This is a genomic window from Rhodococcus opacus, from assembly GCF_012396235.1.
In the GTDB taxonomy this organism is placed as follows: Bacteria; Actinomycetota; Actinomycetes; order Mycobacteriales; family Mycobacteriaceae; genus Rhodococcus_F; species Rhodococcus_F opacus.
In genome coordinates, this window is sequence record NZ_JAAXPA010000053.1 from 1 (window position 1) to 18195 (window position 18195).

General features: G+C 64.7%; 18 protein-coding genes and 5 pseudogenes. 7 read left to right on the plus strand and 16 right to left on the minus strand.

Going from position 1 to position 18195, the window contains the following annotated elements; translation table 11 throughout:
- Together HGB39_RS36620 and HGB39_RS40445 are read right to left on the minus strand one after the other, a co-directional pair.
- Window positions 1-214 (minus strand): hypothetical protein (locus HGB39_RS36620; protein WP_210753214.1); only part of this gene is annotated, 214 nt, incomplete at its 3' end.
- Window positions 215-856: 642 nt separating this feature from the next.
- Window positions 857-1240: a helix-turn-helix domain-containing protein gene (locus HGB39_RS40445; protein WP_267204581.1), complete on the minus strand. Its 384-nt coding sequence runs from the start codon at window positions 1238-1240 to the stop codon at window positions 857-859.
- Between the two features lie 69 nt (window positions 1241-1309).
- Here HGB39_RS40445 and HGB39_RS36630 point away from each other — a divergent pair, with 69 nt between their 5' ends.
- Complete coding sequence (locus tag HGB39_RS36630; protein ID WP_155756017.1) at window positions 1310-1471, plus strand: hypothetical protein; 162 nt, start codon at window positions 1310-1312, stop codon at window positions 1469-1471.
- 1042 nt (window positions 1472-2513) lie between these two features.
- Window positions 2514-3464 (plus strand): AraC family transcriptional regulator, encoded by a 951-nt coding sequence (locus HGB39_RS40070; protein ID WP_162276237.1) that lies wholly within the window; start codon window positions 2514-2516, stop codon window positions 3462-3464.
- A gap of 229 nt (window positions 3465-3693) precedes the next feature.
- Here the strand turns inward: HGB39_RS40070 and HGB39_RS36640 are convergent, their stop codons facing one another.
- The 3 genes from HGB39_RS36640 to HGB39_RS36650 are packed head-to-tail and all read right to left on the minus strand — an operon-like array spanning window position 3694 to window position 5688.
- Window positions 3694-4401, minus strand: a complete 708-nt coding sequence (locus HGB39_RS36640; protein ID WP_064080360.1) for a type 1 glutamine amidotransferase domain-containing protein — start codon at window positions 4399-4401, stop codon at window positions 3694-3696.
- Window positions 4402-4411: 10 nt separating this feature from the next.
- Window positions 4412-5275 (minus strand): alpha/beta fold hydrolase, encoded by an 864-nt coding sequence (locus HGB39_RS36645; protein ID WP_064080361.1) that lies wholly within the window; start codon window positions 5273-5275, stop codon window positions 4412-4414.
- On the minus strand, window positions 5272-5688 hold the full coding sequence (locus HGB39_RS36650) for a hypothetical protein (RefSeq protein ID WP_064080362.1): 417 nt from the start codon (window positions 5686-5688) through the stop codon (window positions 5272-5274). Before HGB39_RS36650 ends, HGB39_RS36645 begins: the two co-directional genes overlap by 4 nt.
- A gap of 148 nt (window positions 5689-5836) precedes the next feature.
- Here HGB39_RS36650 and HGB39_RS39375 point away from each other — a divergent pair.
- A pseudogene (locus HGB39_RS39375) lies at window positions 5837-6640 on the plus strand (ferritin family protein); the annotation flags it as partial.
- A gap of 183 nt (window positions 6641-6823) precedes the next feature.
- Here HGB39_RS39375 and HGB39_RS40560 read toward each other — a convergent pair.
- Window positions 6824-7030 (minus strand): annotated as a pseudogene (locus tag HGB39_RS40560) (IS1380 family transposase); the annotation flags it as partial.
- Between the two features lie 571 nt (window positions 7031-7601).
- Here HGB39_RS40560 and HGB39_RS36660 point away from each other — a divergent pair.
- Window positions 7602-8075, plus strand: a complete 474-nt coding sequence (locus HGB39_RS36660; RefSeq protein ID WP_081276528.1) for a VOC family protein — start codon at window positions 7602-7604, stop codon at window positions 8073-8075.
- Between the two features lie 173 nt (window positions 8076-8248).
- On the opposite strand, the pseudogene HGB39_RS36665 reads toward HGB39_RS36660, so the two are convergent.
- The 9 genes and pseudogenes from HGB39_RS36665 to HGB39_RS39380 all read right to left on the minus strand — a co-directional run.
- Window positions 8249-8975, minus strand: a pseudogene (locus HGB39_RS36665) (peroxidase family protein); the annotation flags it as partial.
- 184 nt (window positions 8976-9159) lie between these two features.
- The gene (locus tag HGB39_RS36670) at window positions 9160-9372 is read right to left on the minus strand and encodes a (2Fe-2S)-binding protein (protein ID WP_081276530.1); all 213 of its coding nucleotides are present in this window, start codon (window positions 9370-9372) and stop codon (window positions 9160-9162) included.
- Window positions 9373-9380: 8 nt separating this feature from the next.
- Window positions 9381-10175: an IclR family transcriptional regulator gene (locus HGB39_RS36675; protein ID WP_312029824.1), complete on the minus strand. Its 795-nt coding sequence runs from the start codon at window positions 10173-10175 to the stop codon at window positions 9381-9383.
- Window positions 10176-10272: 97 nt separating this feature from the next.
- Window positions 10273-10584, minus strand: a pseudogene (locus tag HGB39_RS36680) (wax ester/triacylglycerol synthase domain-containing protein); the annotation flags it as partial.
- A 143-nt stretch (window positions 10585-10727) separates the two neighbouring features.
- Window positions 10728-11399, minus strand: coding sequence for a 3-oxoacid CoA-transferase subunit B (locus HGB39_RS36685; RefSeq protein ID WP_064080368.1), 672 nt, complete (start codon window positions 11397-11399; stop codon window positions 10728-10730).
- Window positions 11396-12147 (minus strand): annotated as a pseudogene (locus tag HGB39_RS36690) (CoA transferase subunit A). The gene HGB39_RS36685 and the pseudogene HGB39_RS36690 overlap by 4 nt, the downstream one beginning before the upstream one ends.
- Window positions 12148-12149: 2 nt before the next feature.
- The gene (locus HGB39_RS39740; protein WP_267204580.1) at window positions 12150-12281 is read right to left on the minus strand and encodes a hypothetical protein; all 132 of its coding nucleotides are present in this window, start codon (window positions 12279-12281) and stop codon (window positions 12150-12152) included.
- Window positions 12282-12301: 20 nt separating this feature from the next.
- Window positions 12302-12958 carry a hypothetical protein gene (locus tag HGB39_RS36695; protein ID WP_247607608.1) on the minus strand — a complete coding sequence of 219 codons (657 nt, stop codon included), beginning with the start codon at window positions 12956-12958 and terminating at the stop codon, window positions 12302-12304.
- 119 nt (window positions 12959-13077) lie between these two features.
- Window positions 13078-14016 (minus strand): DUF222 domain-containing protein, encoded by a 939-nt coding sequence (locus HGB39_RS39380; protein WP_248949800.1) that lies wholly within the window; start codon window positions 14014-14016, stop codon window positions 13078-13080.
- A 96-nt stretch (window positions 14017-14112) separates the two neighbouring features.
- Here HGB39_RS39380 and HGB39_RS36705 point away from each other — a divergent pair, with 96 nt between their 5' ends.
- On the plus strand, window positions 14113-15117 hold the full coding sequence (locus HGB39_RS36705) for an IS1595 family transposase (protein ID WP_064080369.1): 1005 nt from the start codon (window positions 14113-14115) through the stop codon (window positions 15115-15117).
- A 100-nt stretch (window positions 15118-15217) separates the two neighbouring features.
- Here the strand turns inward: HGB39_RS36705 and HGB39_RS36710 are convergent, their stop codons facing one another.
- Window positions 15218-16165 carry an AraC family transcriptional regulator gene (locus HGB39_RS36710; protein WP_064080370.1) on the minus strand — a complete coding sequence of 316 codons (948 nt, stop codon included), beginning with the start codon at window positions 16163-16165 and terminating at the stop codon, window positions 15218-15220.
- A gap of 238 nt (window positions 16166-16403) precedes the next feature.
- On the opposite strand from HGB39_RS36710, the gene HGB39_RS36715 reads away from it, so the two are divergent.
- Together HGB39_RS36715 and HGB39_RS36720 are read left to right on the plus strand one after the other, a co-directional pair.
- Window positions 16404-16976, plus strand: a complete 573-nt coding sequence (locus HGB39_RS36715; RefSeq protein ID WP_064080371.1) for a flavin reductase family protein — start codon at window positions 16404-16406, stop codon at window positions 16974-16976.
- 21 nt (window positions 16977-16997) lie between these two features.
- Window positions 16998-18195, plus strand: a 1198-nt coding sequence (locus HGB39_RS36720; RefSeq protein ID WP_168443001.1) for a 4-hydroxyphenylacetate 3-hydroxylase family protein, incomplete at its 3' end; no start/stop codon positions are given.

Below are 18195 nucleotides of genomic sequence, written 5' to 3' on the forward strand. Positions count from 1 at the left end.
GGACGAATCGCGCGCGGCTTTCGGCATCGAGGTCCGCAGAGAGAACCTTGACCGCCACGACTCGGTCGAGTGATCGTTCCCAACATCGGTATACGGTGCCGAATCCGCCGCGGCCGATCTCGTGCGCCTCCTCGAACCCCTCGGCCTCGAGTTCGGCACCGACTGCATCGGGACCCTGGTCCCGCTGAGTGTCTTCGGGCTTGGCCTCGGACATGGGCGGTTCGATTCGTGGCGGGAACGGAGGTCTTCCGCTTCTCAGTCATGCCGGCCTGTGCCGCCGAGTCGGCGGCACTGGTTCGGTCACAATAGTGAAGTCTACAGTCATTGTGACGCCGGACACACCGCGTCGCTGTCGGGTTCATCGCCACGCAGACTCGACGTGGCCGTGCCGGCCGTCGCGGGCCGCAGCGCAAGGGGGTATCCAGAGCGGCGGGTTGTCAGTCGCCGGCGGCGACGCGCGACCTGGCGGCGTTCTGGAAGTTGTCGAGGCATGCCATCCGAGGATGGGCAGCGCGTAGGTGACCAGGACGCCGAACAGTAGACGGGTACCAGCCCGATGGTGGAGAAGATGCTCTGCTCACCGTGCTTGTCGGCTCCGAAGCTTCTTGGCGAAATTCGAGGCGAAGTAGAACAGCACATCGGCCAATCCGTCGGCGACGACGATCCGGGTGACCTGCCCGGGGCGCAGGACATGCCCTTGCGGGCTGCCGAGGAGGAACTACTGCGCACGAGGGAAGTCGCAGCGCGCTGCCCGCGGAGATTCTCGTGCCGGTCCCTCACGTGGCGGGCGGGCCCGCTATCGGTGGGCGACGTGTCGTCGACACGTTGTAGGTGGGCGGCCCGATTCGGGACATGCTCACGATGACCGAGGTGGCCTGGGTGGTCGTCGACGGGTGCGATGCGTCGGCGCCTGCCGCATAGCGCTGGTCATCCCGGCCACAGCGTCGAACCGCCCGTCGACTTCGATGCCGCACAGCTTGCGGTACAGCGACGAACGTGCGATCCCGAGGCTTGCCGCGGCCTGCACGCGGCTGCCGGCGGCGTCACATAATGCCCTGGACGATGGTGTCTCGCTCGATCGACTCGAGCGCGGTGAGGGTCCTGCCCGAGAGCTGGTCTCCGCGATATCCGGCTCGAACGGCCCATCAGGACCTGATTCAGGCGGATCCGGGCTGGTGTGAGGCGTCGGATTGGGGAACTGGTCGGCATTCCTTGTCGAGGCAGGCCGAGCGCAGCGCATGGAGCTCTACCGTTCCCGCCAGTGCGTCGATCACCCCCTCCTCGGCGCTGGTCCGCCGAGGCGGCATGGATGAGCAGTGCCGCCGGGACGCCCGGATGCCGCAGCAATCGCGACGATCCTGGTGGCGGCGTTCTCGTCCATCGAACCGGGCAGTTGCGACACCCCTACACCGACCGCATCGAACAAGCCATCGAAGTGCCGCTCGACGGCTACGAGGTCCTCCCCCACTGATCTGGCCCCCGGCTTGCCGGCCAGTGCAGCAGCTGGTGCACGACCCTCCTTGCCACGTTGATTCGGCGCCGGCCGGCGCAGGCGGGGTCGATCCGGTCGGCTCAGGCGCACGCCTTGGTAGTGGCCTCGGCCGGGATAGACAGACCGTGGTCGAGTTCCTCGTGCTTCAGTGCGATAAGTGTTTCATCCTTGATGCCTCGACTCCCTGCTCGGGTCCGGGACACCCTGACGATCCTCGTGTTGCGGTGGCACCCGACCAATCCCGCCTCCGTGGTATGCACAGCCGCCGACGTCAATCCCCATGCCGACGCGATACCCGGCCGGTATCCAGGCACACTCGCACCGACTCGGCCGGCCGCCACCCCGTCGGGAACGGAAAGGAGCGCCGCACCCGGGCCGGCACGCGGGGCGGCCCTGGGTCGCCGACACCGTGCAACCACCACGCGAACACCTCCGGCGCCCGACGCGGAAACCGAGGAGCCCGATACATGCACGGCGCCGTGCAGTATCAGAGGTCCGCGACGGTAAGCGGGTCCACCTGGCGGCGGCACCTTGCGGCCGGCCTCGGCCTGCTGTTCGGGTGGATGGTGGTGTGGGGAGAAGGGAGCTTCTGTCGCAAACCGACCGGGACACACGCTCATGATCGCCCTCTCTGGGCCCGTGCCCGCCCGCCAGTTCCCGCCGCCCATCATTGTCCCGCGGGCTTCCGCGCGGGACAATGAGGGCCAGCTTGGCGGCGCCGAGGACGGCGAACGCGGTGAGGACCGCTGCGAGGGTCATCGCCATGGCAGCCGGCACGCCGAGGAATCGCCGGTCCGCGGACCGTTCAGCGGAACGGATCTGCTCGAACCGGTACCGCATCTGACATATAATCACGTGACGCGAGTCACAACACACTGGCGTATGCCGGTGTTTCCGCGCGCGTCAATGGCAACGCGCTCACGCGCGGGGAGAACCCCAGAAGTTACCTCGGAGGTGATTTTTCTACGTGTTACGGGAACCCCTTACACATTGCGCTCAGTTCCGTACCGGTGACCTCGATGTGATCCGCGATGTCGGTGGGCGTCTACTCGTTCCGCACAAGGTCAAGGCCTTCGGTGCAGTTTCTTCGGATGCCCGTATGAACGCGGCCAAGCTCGGCAGCACGACTCTGGCGTATCTGAGGTATGAATCTCCTATCACGCTGGAGGCGCCGACGACCGAAGCGCTGTACTTCTTCACGCTGCCGCTCACCGGAAAGGCGGAAGCTCAGCGGGGCAAGCACGAGACCGCTCCGTCGATGCCGTCCCTCGGCGTGGCGTATCGGGCGGAGGACCCCGCGATGATCGCGCTCAGCCCCGACTACAGCATGATTTTCGTACGCATCGAGCGCCACGCCCTGGAACGACAGCTCGAAGGTTTGCTGTGCCGCGAGATCAAGGCGCCGCTGTGCTTCGACTTCAGCATGGATCTGACCTCCCCGTCACTGCGCACCTGGGTTGACAGTGTCAGGCTGTTGCAAGCTGAGATGGAACGCGACGCAGAGACGGGTCATGAGCCGCTGCTGGTCGCACGGGTCGAAGAACTGGTGATGACCGGCTTACTGGTCGGCCAGGGCCACAACTACTCCGAGCTGCTACGCAGCACACACGGACCCGCTCGGCCGCGTGCGGTGAAGCAGGCGATCGACCTGCTCGAACAGCAGCCGGACCAACCATGGTCGATGTCGGATCTCTCTCGCGCGATAGGGGTCAGCGCCCGCACGCTGCAGGACGGTTTCCAGCGCTACGTCGGTGTATCCCCGACCTGCTATTTGCGTGAGGTCCGCCTTCAGCGTGTGCGCGCGGATCTCAGCAACCCGGCGTTGTGGACGTCTGTTTCAGATACTGCGTACCGATGGGGATTCGCGCACCTTGGTCGCTTTGCTGTGGCCTATCGCAACAAGTTCGGCGAGGCGCCCTCGGAGACACTCCGCAAGTCGGCATCAAAAGAATTCCCATCACTGACGCGGTAACACTACCGGCGGGTCACCGAGGTAAGCCTCCAGCGGTGAGCGTCGCATGCCGTTGGACCGGCATATCACGTCGGTCATGTCGGCGCTGGGCTCGAAGAGCGATGCACTGCGCCGGTGACGAGTCGGCGCGTATCTCGCACGCATGTTGCATCGATCGTTGGAATTCACCGTTCGCAGACCACCCGTACCGCACCACCTCCTTGATGCTCCGCTGCCGCGGGTGAGCGGGTCAGCTCGTGGTGTCGGCGACCAGCCGACGCGCTAGTGGCTCTGAGGAGGCCGGGTTCTGGCCGGTGTAGAGGTTGCCGTCGACGACGACCAGTTCTCCCCATGGCTGGTCGGCTGCGCTGTAGATACCGCCCTCGGACTTGAGGCGGTCCTCGAGCAGCCACGCGGCACGTGCGGCATACCCGACCTGGCCCTCTTCGACGTTGCTGAACGCGGTCAGCCTGCGGCCGGAGAAGAGCCACGATCCGTCGTCGGCCTTGGCTGGAAACAGTGCTGCCGGTCCGTGGCACACCGCGCCGACCGGCTTGCCGGCGTCGGTGAAGCGCCGCACGATATGCCCGAAGGGTTCCGACACGGCGAGGTCCTCCATTGGCCCGTGCCCGCCCGGCACGAACACGAAATCGAAGTCGGCGGGGTCGATGTCCTCCAGGACCGCAGGGGCGGCCAGCTGATCGGCGATCGATCCGATGTAGTCGGCGATCTTCTGCCCGGCCGCGGCGCTACCGCCGTTCATCTCCGGTGTGTATCCCGCTTGGTCGGCGGTCGGCACTATCCCGCCCGGGGTGGCGATCGTGATGTCGAGGCCGGCTTCGGTGAAGACTTTGTGCGGTGCGGCCAGCTCCTCCGGCCAGTATCCGCATGGGTGTTTGGTGCCGTCGGCGAGAGTCCAGTAGTCGACGCCGGTTACGGCGATGAGCACGGAAGTCATAGTTGCTACCTCACTGTGGTTGGATATTCGGTTCGAAACCGGATGGCAACGGTTCCGAGAGGAATTCTGCGACGAGACGATTGAATCGGTCCGAGTGCTCGATCTGGACCCAATGGCCGCAGTGGCCGAACACGTGCAATTGAGCACGGTCGATGAGTCGTTCGAGCCGCTCGGATGCCGACAACGGGATGACTTCGTCGTCGCGGCCGTGAATGACGAGGGTCTCGTGACCAATCGTGCGGATGCGTTCCTCCGACAGGCTGAGCGCGTCCAGGGCACGCTGGCGGGGTGCGGGGAACATGGCGGCATACGCCTCTTGCACGCCAGGTCGAGCTGACGCCTGGTAGCGCAGTTCGGCGAGCTCGTCACTGACCAGACGCCGATCGTGGGCGAACACGTCCAGGAGCGAGCGCATCCGCGCCACCGACGGTCTATAGCCCCACACCGCATCCAGTGCAGGGGTGATGGGGAATCGCACGCCCACGCTTCCCATCAGCACCAGCTTATGCACTCGGTCGGGATGCTCGATGGCCAGGCGCAGCGCAAGTCCTCCGCCGAAACTGTTGCCCACCACCGCGATCCGTTCGACTTTCAGGGCGTCGAGGAATCCGATGAGATGTCTCGACCAGTTCGTGGTGTCGTACCGGATCCCGCGCGGCCTGTCGGTGTAGCCGAATCCCAGGACGTCTGGTGCGAGCACGCGGAACTGCTTGGCTAGCGCGGGAATGGTCAGCCGCCAGTTCGCCCACGCCGACACTCCGGGGCCTGATCCGTGCACGAGCAGCACGGGGTAACCTTCGCCGCTGTCATGGTAGTTCGTCGCGATGCCGTCGACGTCGATCGTGCGGCCGATCTCCTCGTTCACCTCGTTCACGCTCGGACGCTTTCCGTCGGCCTGGTGGCGACGAGTGTGCCGATCAGCTCTTCCAGAGCCTCCGGGCCGGCGAGTTCACGCATCGTGTCGCTCTCGCCCGGTGCGAGCAGCTGGCTGAATGCGACGTGATCGTCGAAACTGGTGACCACGCGTGCCCAGCGGTCGCCGTAACGCAGCGAGAACGCTAGATCGCGAATTCCACCATGATCTTCGAGACTGATTCTCGAACCGGTGAACTCGGTGAGTACCGCGTTGGCCTCGCATATCAACTGCTCGGCTAGGGACCGCAGCTCCACCTGTTCGTGCGTGCCCTCGCCGACCGTGCGCGCCACGCTGCACCGCAGTTCGGGCTCGCCCCATCCGTCGTGATCTCCGGTGATCAGGGACTTGATCCGCAGCATGAACGGTGTCATCGACTACCTCCGCGTTCCTGTTCGGTCGAGCTCTCACCATGGCCGCGCGAGGTTGCTCCCGTCTGCGGGTGTTCCGCCATGTGGAACATCGGTGGGATGCGTCGCGTGAGTGACCCACAGTTTGTTGCGACGCAAGGGAGGCACAATCGTGCAGTACGAACTTCGGCAACAGGTCATCGAGCCGAGACGCCACACGTTTCAGGCACTGATCGAGCGCAATGGCGACCGGCCGGCGACGCGGTACGAGGAAGGGACGATCGGGGTTCAGCCGAGGGAGAACTTCCACTATCGGCCATTCTGGGACCCCGAGCATGAACTCTACGACGAGGGGTATACCGCGCTGCGGCTGAGCGCACCGGACACCTTTATCGATCCCCGGCAGTATTACTACGCGCCCTATGTCAGCGCGCGTGCGCAGCTGCACGACTCGTTCGGCAAGACGCTGGACTATGTCGAGCAGCGTAATCTGTTGGAGCGGTTACCACAGGCGTGGCGTGCGGTGCTCGGATCAATCATCGTGCCGCTGCGGCATTACGAGTCCGGAGCCCAGCTCGTGCTCGTTGAGGGGGCGCGGTTCGCTTACGGGGCAACGGTTTCCCAGTGTCTGTCCTACGCGTCATTCGATCGGATCGGGCTTGCGCAGATGCTCAGCCGGATCGGGATGGCGCTCGGAGACAGGACCGACGATGTCCTGGTTGAGGCCAAGCTCATGTGGTTGGAGTCTCCTGCGCTGCAAGGGCTTCGCCGTTACGTGGAGGAGTTGCTCGTCGAGCGTGACTGGGCGAAGTCGATGTTCGCTCTTGATCTGCTCGACCGTCTGATCTATCCGGTGCTCTACCGGTACCTGGACGAAGCCGCCGTGTTGGAGGCAGGTGCCTACAGCCTGCTGGCGCAACACCCCTCGGACTGGTTCGCCGACCACCGCCGGTGGCTGGACGCCCTACTGGCGGCGTGGGTAGACGATTCGGAGCACCACTTGGCAAACAAGATGGCGCTCGAGGCGGTCGTCACCACGAAGCTGCCCCAGGCGATCATCGCGGCCACCCAGATCGCCGACGCGATCGATGCGGCGCTGGGCACCCGAGCCGGCGCGGTGATATCCGAACAGGCCGTGCGGCTCGAGGCCGAGCTAGCCGCCGGCGATGATCGAGGTCAGTTTCCCCACCGGGTTCGCGGCACCCGAGGCCACCCGCGTGGAGGCGAGGTCGACATGGCCGTCGATCAGCTCCGACAGGCCGGCCTGTTCGGCGAGTTCGAGGACCGGGACCAGCCCGGCCGCCGACACGAGATTGTATTCGTCGAACACCGCGGACCCAGCCGTGAACGTGTGCGATGATTGCACCGAAAGTGCCCTTCCGTATGTGGACGATCGTGATGTGAGAATCTTGATTGTCTCACTACGGGAGGCGCTTTCGTCATTCACACGCCGTTACGGCCTGCGTAGTCTCCACGGATCCAGGCTAAACCCGCTCGGGAATATGCGACAAGCGCGCACTTCACGAGGCGTGGATTCAAGTAATTTGGCCGAGGATTTGCGAAGAAGTCGCCGCGGGGCAGGTTGACGCGCCCAGCGGTAACCTGCCCCGCCAGATTCGACGCGCTCGCTTCGGGACCGATCAGCTGCATGAGCGGAAGGAAAGTTGAAGTCCTCGGTCAGGCTGTTACGGCGGGGCGGACGGATGGGGACGGCCTCGTGGATCTCATCTGGTGAGAGTCGGAACAGGAATCTTGAACTTTTCAAAATGAATGGAACTGTCCCCACTGGGGCCCTCGCAGCAATATCGTCATGGTATCTCAGACGAGTGGCGGTTCAACGATGCAGGGCCACCGGATGATTGGTGAAAGATGGGCCGTCGCTCGTCGGTCCGGTCGGGACGGGTCAACAGGGCTGTTCTATGTAAAGTGAGGTAGAGATGACAACTAGTGAAGATCACGTTCTCGCCGACGAAAAGTCGAACACTTCCAAGCGAAATCCAGCGATACTGGGTGTGCATCATTTCTCTCCGACGGTGACCGATATAGAAGCAAGCGTCGAGTGGTACCAGCGAGTATTCGGCCTCGAACGGGTCCCCACGGAGTTTCCGCATTACGGCAGTGAGGGTTCAGGGTATGCGGTGCTCCTGACCGATCCGAGGTCGAATCTTGCGTTCGGTTTGCATCATCACGCTGACAACAGCGGTGAAAGCTTCGATGAACGCCGGACTGGGCTGGATCACATCGCTCTCTCGGTTGCAAGTCGCGAGGAGTTGAATGCTTGGGCGGATTGGCTCGATCAGCTCGGTGTTGCGCGATCCGCGATCACCGAGATGAGTGATCCGTTCCACTATTCGGTTTTGGTGTTTCGTGATCCAGACAATATTCAGCTCGAACTATTTGCGACGGAGTGAGATTCCCGGCTCTACGCCACAACGCTGGGTTGGCGGATTCTGATGGTGAATCAGGTGGTTGTTGCGGATTCGGCTGTGGTTGAGAAGAAGCCGCGGCCGGTAGTTCCGAAAGGTGCGATAGCCGGGGGCAACTCGTTTGGGTTTTTCACTGTCAGGTTCAGCGATTCGGTGGATCGGTTGGTCTCGCGGATGTCCGTCGCTGCCGCGAGCGGGTCCGGGTTGCCGTTGGGCCCCTCCGGGTTCACGTAGATCAGGCCCATCTGGACCGCGGCCAGCGGATTCTGGAGGTCCCGCTCGCCGGTGTGGCGCTCGTCGCCGAGCCACGTGGTTTCCGGGCCCCAGTAGACGTCCTCTTCGGGCTCCCACTGGTCCACCCGGCCGCCGCCGAAGCCGAAGGTTTCGAGGCCCATCGACTCCAGTGCACAGTTGCCGGCGAAGACGATCAGATCGGCCCACGAGACCTTATTGGCGTTACTTCTGCTTGACCGGCCACAGCAACTGGCGGGCCTTGTCGAGGCTCGCGTTGTCGGGCCAGCTGTTGAGAGGCGCGAACCGCCATCCCGGCCCCCGCACCGCCGCGACCGCCCCTGATGCGGTACGTGGCTGCGGCGTGCCACGCCATCCGGATGAAGAGCGGTCCGTAGTGGCCGTAGTCGGCGGGCCACCACTCCTGCGAGGTCGTCATCACTTCCTCGATGTCCCTCTTCAGGACATCCAGATCGACGGTCTCGAACTCGGCGGCGTAGTCGAACCCTTCACCCATGGGATTGGCCACGGCGGGGTTCTTCTGGAGGATCTTCAGGTTGAGCTGGTTCGGCCACCAGTCACGGTTTCCCTCACCTTCGGTGGGGTGCGGTTTCCCTCACCTTCGGTGGGGTGCGTGCAGCGACCGGACACCACGGGGCAACCGTGCTCCGCCTTGGCCTCTGCAATGGGGGTGTTCGTCCGGTACGGGCGGGCCGTCCTCGGTCACGGCGTTCCTCCGGGGTGGGTGAATCGGGCTGTGATCACGTGTGTCACCGCGAAGTGTGTGATGTCGAGCAGTCGGGGCACAGACCCCCGTAGATGACCTCGGGCGCATAACTCAACTCGTATCGACTCGGGTCCCTCCGGATGGGTCGATTTGAGCGCGGTTTCCATCCGCCGCCGCGATGATCGCGCGGATGGTGGGCCAGCACCGGTTGCATCCCGACCCGGCGCCGCAGGCTGCGCGGACTTGCTTGCTGGTTGCCGCGCCATCGGCTACGGCCTCGGTCACGGTGCGGGTCGTGACCCCCAGGCACAGACAGACGTACATCGTCACTCTCAGAGGCAGAGGGTTTGTCCGAGTTTGGAGCTGGCGAGGACGACCAAGCGAGCGGGCCGCTCGGCGCTGTGCGCGAACTCGCGGGTAGCTCCGATGATCGCGATTGCGGCACGGGCTCGTCCCGTATGGTCGCGGACTGGCGCGGCAACGGAGGTAATGCCCATGGAGGCTTCATCCCGGGTGAACGCGATACCCTGGCCGCGAACCACATTCAGTGTTTTTTGCCAGTCGGCGCTGGTGCGAATCGTCTGGGACGTACGAGCTGGAAATCCCGCGGTATCACGAAGTCGGGCAAAGTCGGGGTTGAACGCGGCGATCACCTTGCCTGCGCTGGTGCAGTGGGCGGGTAACCGGTGAGGGAGGTCCTCGAACAGTTGGACTCCGCTCAGCGACACCAGCCGCTCCACATAGAGCACGTCCGGCCCTTCGGGCACAGCTAAGTGGACGGTGTGGCCAGTCCGTTGTCGCAACTCCTCTAGAAGTGGCAGCGCGGCCGTACGTAGACGGAGTCTCCTCTTGGCCAGCTGACCCAGCTCGAGCAAGTGAAGGCCCAACCGGTACAGGCCCGTCTCGGGGTTCTGTTCGATCAGACCGCTGCCACTCAATGTGGTCAGTAACCGGTGTGTGGTGCTCTTGGCCACTCCTAGTCGCCTGGCAAGGTCAGTCACCCCAAGCTCGCCTGTCGACTCGAAACAGTCGAGCAACTCCAGTGCAGTAGAAACAGATTTCAAGCTACCGTCAGACCCGCGACGTCGGGTCAGCGTCATTGTCTCCATCACGCGCCTACCTTCCATGAATACAGCGCTGATCAAGGGAAAGTAGAGGAGCCATTGCATCGCGACAATCCACATCGCGCAGAGTCACGCCGGATTCCGCAGGGCGTTGTAGCAGCAACAATGGCAGCAGGTCGGTCTTCCCGCCGGGGTGCGGCAGGGTGTCGTAGCGGACGTGGTGACCGAGGTCGACGTCGGTGTCGATGTCCCAGCCCCACTGCCCGAGGGTGGTCACCGATCGCCGGGCCCGCCTGCGGAACTGGGGTGCCACCTCGCCGCGGGCGACCGCGTCCTCGAACATCGCCCTCACATCCGCCGACTCGGCGCCCTCCGATGGTGCGAACACGGTCAGGCCCCCGACGTGCATCGGATGCCCACGGGACTCGCCGAGCAAGAACATCGACTCGGTCGGGGACATCGGACGCAGCATGCGCGGGGCGGGCCTTTCCGTTCCCGGTATCCGGACCCGCTCGCGGCGGATCGCGATCCACCCGGATCGGAGCCCGAGAAGTCCTTCAACGATCCAAGGAGACGACCCGTCGGGGGACGGCAACAATCCCAGAACTGGTGGACTCAGGCATCGATGTTCCCGGAGTCGTCGGTAGCGAAGGTGGGGTCGACGACGAGGGCGGTGTCTGTCGCGTTCTGCACCTGCTCGGGGGTGACTCCGGGTGCTGTTTCGCGCAGGATCAACTTCCCGCCCTCGACGTCGATGACCGCGAGGTTGGTGATGATCCGCTGCACGACACCCTGCCCGGTGAGCGGCAGCGTGCACGTGTCGACGATCTTGGCGCCGCCATCGCGGTCGGTGTGTTCCATGACCACGATGACGCGCCGGGCACCGTGCACCAGATCCATGGCGCCGCCCATGCCCTTGACCATCTTGCCCGGCACCATCCAGTTGGCGAGGTCCCCTGTTCGGGAGACCTGCATGCCACCGAGGACCGCGGCATCGATGTGTCCACCGCGGATCATGCCGAACGAGACCGCCGAGTCGAAGAACGCCGCGCCCGCGTTGACCGTGACCGTTTCCTTACCCGCGTTGATCAGGTCGGCATCGACCTGATCGTCGGTGGGGTATGGTCCCGTTCCCAGGATCCCGTTCTCCGAGTGCAGAACGACCTTCACCCCCTCGGGGAGATAGTTCGGGATCAGGGTCGGCAACCCGATCCCCAGATTCACGTATTCCCCCGGCTTCAGCTCCGCCGCCGCCCGCTCGGCCATCTGATGACGAGTCCAACTCATGACGCCACCTCCGTGACCGTGCGCTTCTCGATCCGCTTGTCCTGCGGGCCGGTGCATAGCAGGCGTTGAACGAACACACCCGGCAGGTGCACCTGCGCCGGATCGATCTCACCCGGCTCTACGAGCTTCTCGACCTGGGCGATGCACACCCGCCCTGCCATCGCGGCCAGAGGGTTGAAGTTCATCGCTGTCTTGTTGAACACCAAATTTCCCTCGGTGTCCCCGATCTCGGCGTGCACCAGGGCGAAGTCGGCGGTGATGGACTCTTCGAGGGCATATGTCCGACCGGCGAATTCCCGGGTCTACCTCGGAGGGGACATGCCACCGAACCGTCGGACCCGTACCGCCACGGCAGACCACCGTCGCTGATCGGGGTCCCCACCCCCGCCGGGGTGAAGAACGCCGGGATACCAGCCCCACCGGCCCGCAGGCGTTCGGCCAACGTGCCCTGCGGGGTCAGTTCCACCTCGAGTTCCCCGGCCAGGTACTGCCGGGCGAATTCCTGGTTCTCCCCGACGTACGAGGCGGTGACCCGCCGGATCCGGCCCGCCGACAGCAAGATCCCCAGCCCGTAGTCGTCGACGCCGCAGTTGTTGGAGAACACCTCCAGATTCGTGGCCCCTCCCGCACCGATCGCCGCGATCAACGCGTCCGGAATCCCACACAACCCGAAACCACCCACCGCCAGAGTGGAACCGTCTGTGATGTCGGCGACGGCATCGCGTGCCGACGGCACTACCTTCTCCATGCTCAGGCTCCTGTTCCGAGGGTCGCCAGTTGGGTCAACACCGTTTCGGGTACCGCGCCGGCGGGTATCTCGGCGAGATAGAACTTCGCATCCTCCACCCGCGATCCCTCGCTGAGCCAGAACTGCTCCGGCACCACGGCACCTTCGGGCCCGTTCAGAATCGAGATGGCGGTGGCGCTGCGTTGACCCAGGGCCACCGATAGTGGTCGGTGACATTGAGCATCGGCGAATAGGTCGGAAGTGGCACGTCCGGCAGCACGGATCCCGTCCAGCGTGTGTCGAGCAGGAGTGCCGATACGGGGAGGGCTGCCAGACCGCGTAGCCAGTCGGCGACGTAGATCGACATGTTCTCCGCGTCGTCGACATCGATGTCTTCGGCCGATCCCGCGCCACTACCCTCGTGCGTCGATGCCAGCCAGACGGTCGGTTCTGGAATCTGCAGGACCAGGGGCGCTTTGGATGTCTGCGCCAACACTGATGCGAGTTCCGACGCCTGCTTGGCCGTCCCCGGGTCGGCGAGCAGGGTCTTGAGTGCGTAGCCGATCCTGGTTCGCGTTGACATTGCCTCGCGCAGGGCATTGTTCGCGGTGAGTCTGGAGCTGTAGAACCGTCCGAGGTCGAGCAATGTCACATCGGGGTTCAACAGCCCCTGCGCCTGTCCGATGAAGTTCGCGTACGCGACGGGGTCCGTCCAGGGCACGGGCTGGCCCCGGAGGAACACCGATTGTGCGTACTCGTGGTGGTCGATGATCACCGCGCGGTCGCGACCGGACCGCGGTGCGGACAGGACCGAATCGAAGTCGACTGTCATGACATCTCCTGGAATGAAAGGGTGGTCCGCCCCGAGGGAGGGGCGTGGGGTGCGCGGCCCGAGCCATGGACGGTGAGGACCCGGGCTCGGGCCACGCGGTGTGGGTGGTTGGTTGCAGGTCAGGACTTGCGGTTGACCTGTTCGCCGTGCTTGTCCTCGAGCTCGCGGACACGCTGCTCGAGCGCGGCGACCTTGAGGTCTCGGGCGTCGGGCATCATGATGATCGGCATGTCCTCAACCGTGGACTCGACCCGCTCGGGACCGTTGACGGTGAAGTAGGTGGCGGTGAGCTTGTCGGTGTCATCGCCCCACGACCCGTAGTACAGCAGATCCTTCGGGGGTTCGGGCGTGACGAATTCCTTGCCGAACTCGCTGTACGGTTTGCCGCGTTCGAGGCGGTCCTGGCGCAGCCGTGCCCGTGTCAGCGCGGTAGCCTCCTCGTCGACGACCAGGGTGTCCGGGTCGGTGTCCTGCCGGCCGATCGAAATGCCCCGTCGGCGTTTCCGGTCGCGGTCGTCGCCGAGACTTCCGTCCGGATTCAGATATGCCAGCAGCCGGTGCCCGGCCTGCTCGACATCCTCCGGGGTACCGCTTCTCGCCAACGTGGCCAGCACTGCCTCGGCGCCGGCCACCGCCTCGTTGCCGACGGCGTGGGGAATCTTGCGCATCGCCTTGGTGATCGCCCGCACATGATCCGTGCCGATGTCACCGTCGGCCTGTGCCGCAGCGGTTTCGGGCAACACCGGTGGCATCGGATCGCCGGCTAGGGTGTGCCACACCCCCAGTTCACGGGCAGCGGCGACACGGGCGGACGCGTCCGCGCCCGAGATCCGGAGCACGTCGATCAGGAGCTTTCTCGGCGAGGTATACCCCAGACTCGCCGGGGCCGAGCGTTCCACGCTCTCCACCACCAATCGATGCGAGACCGTCTCCGCGCGGCGAAGGGACTGCTCCACCCCGCGCATCACCTCGACGAGCTCACTGTCCGACAACTCGGCCAACCCGGCATCGAGCAACCCGTCCACCGCGGCAGCGAGCATCGACAGATGCTCCGCCACCCGGATACCCACCGACCCCCCCAGTCGAACTCATGTACTGCTTATCTGCTTAAGTGGACCTATGCTGGTCAAGTGGATTTCGCAGCTGAGGGCCCGGTGGGTGGCGTGGACTACCCGCGTACGTATCAGGAGTTTCGGGAATGGTTTCCCGACGACGCGTCGTGCGCGGAATATCTAGCGGATTTGCGTTGGCCGGAGGGATTTCGATGTCCGGTGTGCGGCGGCGACAAGGCATGGCGAACATCGACACGGCACTGGAAATGCACCGACTGCGGGCGGAAGACCTCGGTGACCGCCGGGACGATCTTTCACCGGACTCACACGCCGTTGAGCACGTGGTTCGCTGCGATCTGGCTGGTGACGTCGCAGAAGAATGGAGCCTCCGCTCAGAACTTGCACGACATGCTCGGTCTGGGCTCGTACGAGACCGCGTGGGCGTGGCTGCACAAGTTGCGGCGAGCGATGGTGCGTCCCGACCGCGACCTTCTGTTCGGTGTCGTCGAGGTCGACGAGTCCTTCGTCGGAGGCAGAGCCACCGGCAAACAGGGAGCGTCAACGGACAAAGTTCCCGTCATGATTTCCGTGGAAAGGCTTGGAACACAAGTGAATAGAAGGCTTGTTCTGGGACGGGTGCGCCTTGGGGTCGCAGACGCTCCTGGCTCCAAACAGGTTGTCGACTTCGCCCGCACCACCGTCGAACCCGGCTCTCTGATCCGGACGGACGGCGCCCGGATGTTCCGCGTACTGGCCGACGAGGGATTCACCCACGAGTACACATCCGGGTACAGCTCGCCGGAACCGGGCCACGTCACCCTTCCGGGGCCGCATCGCATCGCGTCGCTGCTCAAACGATGGAATGCCGGCACCCACCACTACCGCGTCGAACGCGAACACCTGCAGTACTATCTGGACGAGTTCGCCTTCCGATTAAATCGACGCAGGCCAAAGGCTCGCGGGATGCTCTTCTACCGGCTGCTGCAGCAGAGCGTCAACACCGATCCCCATCCGCTCGCCGAGCTCATCGGTGGCACCGCAGCCAGCCACCATATCGAATCTGAGGACGCTGATTCAGTGTCCAGCAACACTTTCGGTGAGTTCTAATCAATCAGTCCACTTAAGCAGATAAGCAATACTCATGTGCGAATACTACCGCGGGGTCCGACAAGTTTCGGGGGCGGAACTCGCCTCCCCACCGGACCGATCAGAGCCCGCGATCGCGCAGTGACTCGGACGGCGTCACGCCGTACTTGCGGCGGTAGGCGGCGGCGAATCTGCCGGTGTGCATGATCCCCCAGCGTGTCGCGACTTCGGAAACGGTTGCGCAGGAGCTGCTTCCGGTGAGGTCGGCGTGAACACGCTCGAGGCGCACGTCGACGAGGTACTCCATCGGCGTCATGCCCACATATTCGCGGAACCCCTGCTGCATCCGCCGGACGCTCACGCCGACGAGTTCGGCCATCTCCCCCGCGCTCCACGGGCGGGCCGGGTCCTGCTGGATCGCGTCGATGACCCGCTTGACGATGCGCGGCCGGATTCCCGCGGCACCTGCGTCGTCGTCCGGCATCGCGGTGAGCACGAGCGCGGTGGTCAACGCTCCGCACAGTTGTTGCGACACCTGATCACTGTGCAGGAGAACGCTCTCGCGCACCGCCTGGTCGGCGACGGAACGGACGAACCTGAGCCAGTCGGCGCCGGCTCCGGTGCGCAGGTCGAGTTGCCGCGGCAACTCCTGCCCGGGCCGTGCGAGCACGCGGTCCATTTCGCGCTGCAGGTAATCCCGGTCCACCTTGAATCCGATGATCTCGCAGGAACTGCTCCAGTTGGTGATGACGGTGCGGGTGTCGGGCGGGCAGATGGTGGCCAGACCCGGCGTCGAGGTCACTTCCGTGCCGCCGGTGACGGAGACGATGCGGCCGGCCAGGGGGATGTTGATGCCGTACGCACCGGGATGGTCGGACTCGATCGACACGGGAGCCCCGAAACCGATCCGGGCGAGCCTGGACGCGCCCATCTGCGAGGACTCCAGCGAAGACCGCGCCGCGGTGTCCCGCGACAGCGGACGCAGCTCGTGAGGGAAGTACGCGTCCGCGACCACCTCGTGAACCTCGTCCCAGTCGGTGAAACCGGGACCTTCCAGCTGTCCTCGCATGCGTACGTCCGACCTCTCACCTCGCGCCACGACCGCGCATGGGCAACTCCCGACCTTAGCATCGCCTGTGACTCACGTCACTGCAAGTGCCGGCGACCCCCGTCCGGCGAACCCGTTTCGTGTTCCGGATCGCGCCTTCGCAATGCGGATCGACGGACTGTGATGCCCGTCATACGTTGTGCTGGTCCCCATTCGCGGGGGTTACCGCACGAATCGTGCAGAAAGGCGGTCAGGAGAAATGGACCAGCGCACTCTGCGTAACATTTTCGGCCAGTTCGCCAGTGGCGTCACCGTGATCACGTGCGCCAATGCCGCCGGCGAGCCGCACGGCGCGACCGTCACCGCCTTCACCGCCGTCTCGATCGAGCCGCGGCTGTGCCAGGTGACGTTGACCCGGAAGTCGAAGGCATGCAGCTACCTCGGCGATGCGCCGTTCGCGGTGAACATTCTGGCCGCCGATCAGCTCGACACGGCCATGCACTTCGCGGGCAAACCGCAACGGACGGAACCGGTGTGGGACTCCGCGGGCATCGCTCCCGCACTGTCCGGCAACGCCGCCACGCTCACGTGCTCACCCTGGGCGTCCTACGACGGCGGCGACCACATCATCTTCATCGGCGAGATCGTCGACGCCTCCGTCGACGCGACAAAGGACCCACTGCTGTTCTACCGCAGCACCTTCCACGATCTCGGTGCCACCTCGGGCACCACGGCGTGGAACGGCTGCCTCGACGACCCCCACAGCGGATGGTTCGACGCCGCCGCGTCGTTTACTCCGCTCCACCTGCAGCTCGCCCAGGCTGCCTCGTAATCCTGACCGAAAGGGAACACCATGACCACCACCGAAGCTGCCCCCGAGAGCGCCGTCGACCGCACGAAGGTCAATGTCGCCGCCGACTGTGAAGCGAACCGGACCGCGAACTTCGCCACCCGTCCGATGACGGGTGACGAGTACATCGAGTCGCTGCGCGACGACCGCGAGATCTACCTGCACGGCGAGCGTGTCAAGGATGTCACCACGCATCCGGCGTTCCGTAACCCGATCCGGATGACCGCCCGCCTCTACGACGCGATGCATACCGGTGAGCACGTCGACACCCTGACCACACCGACGGACACCGGCAGCGGGGGTGTGACGATGCCGTTCTTCCGGGCGCCGAAGAACTCCGACGATCTGCTGAAGGATCGTGACGCGATCGCCACCTGGGCGCGGATGACGTACGGCTGGATGGGCCGTAGTCCCGACTACAAGGCGTCGTTCCTCGGCACCCTGCACGCGAACAAGGAGCTGTATTCGCCGTTCCAGGACAACGCCGAACGCTGGTACAAGGAATCGCAGGAGAAGGTCCTGTACTGGAACCACGCGATCATCAACCCGCCGGTGGACCGGCAGCTCCCGCCCGACGAGGTCGGTGACGTGTTCATGAAGGTGGAGAAGGAGACCGACGCCGGCCTGATCGTCTCCGGCGCCAAGGTGGTGGCCACCGGCTCGGCGATCACCAACTACAACTTCATCGCCCACTACGGTCTGCCGATCAAGAAGAAGCAATTCGCGCTGATCTGCACCGTCCCGATGGACGCGCCGGGGGTGAAGCTGATCTGCCGCACCTCCTACACCCAGCAGGCCGCGGTGATGGGCTCCCCGTTCGACTACCCGCTCTCGTCGCGGATGGACGAGAACGACACCATCTTCGTCTTCGACAAGGTGCTGGTGCCGTGGGAGAACGTGTTCATGTACGGCGACGTGGACAAGATCAACGCGTTCTTCCCGCAGTCCGGGTTCCTGCCGCGTTTCACCCTGCAGGGTTGCACCCGCCTGGCGGTGAAACTGGACTTCATCGCCGGGCTGCTGATGAAGGCCCTCGACGCCACCGGGGCGGGCGGGTTCCGTGGGGTGCAGACTCGCGTCGGTGAGGTCATCGGCTGGCGGAACCTGTTCTGGTCGTTGACCGAATCGATGGTCCGCGACCCGGAACCGTGGGTGGGCGACACCGTCATCCCGAAGCTCGAGTACGGGCTGACGTACCGGA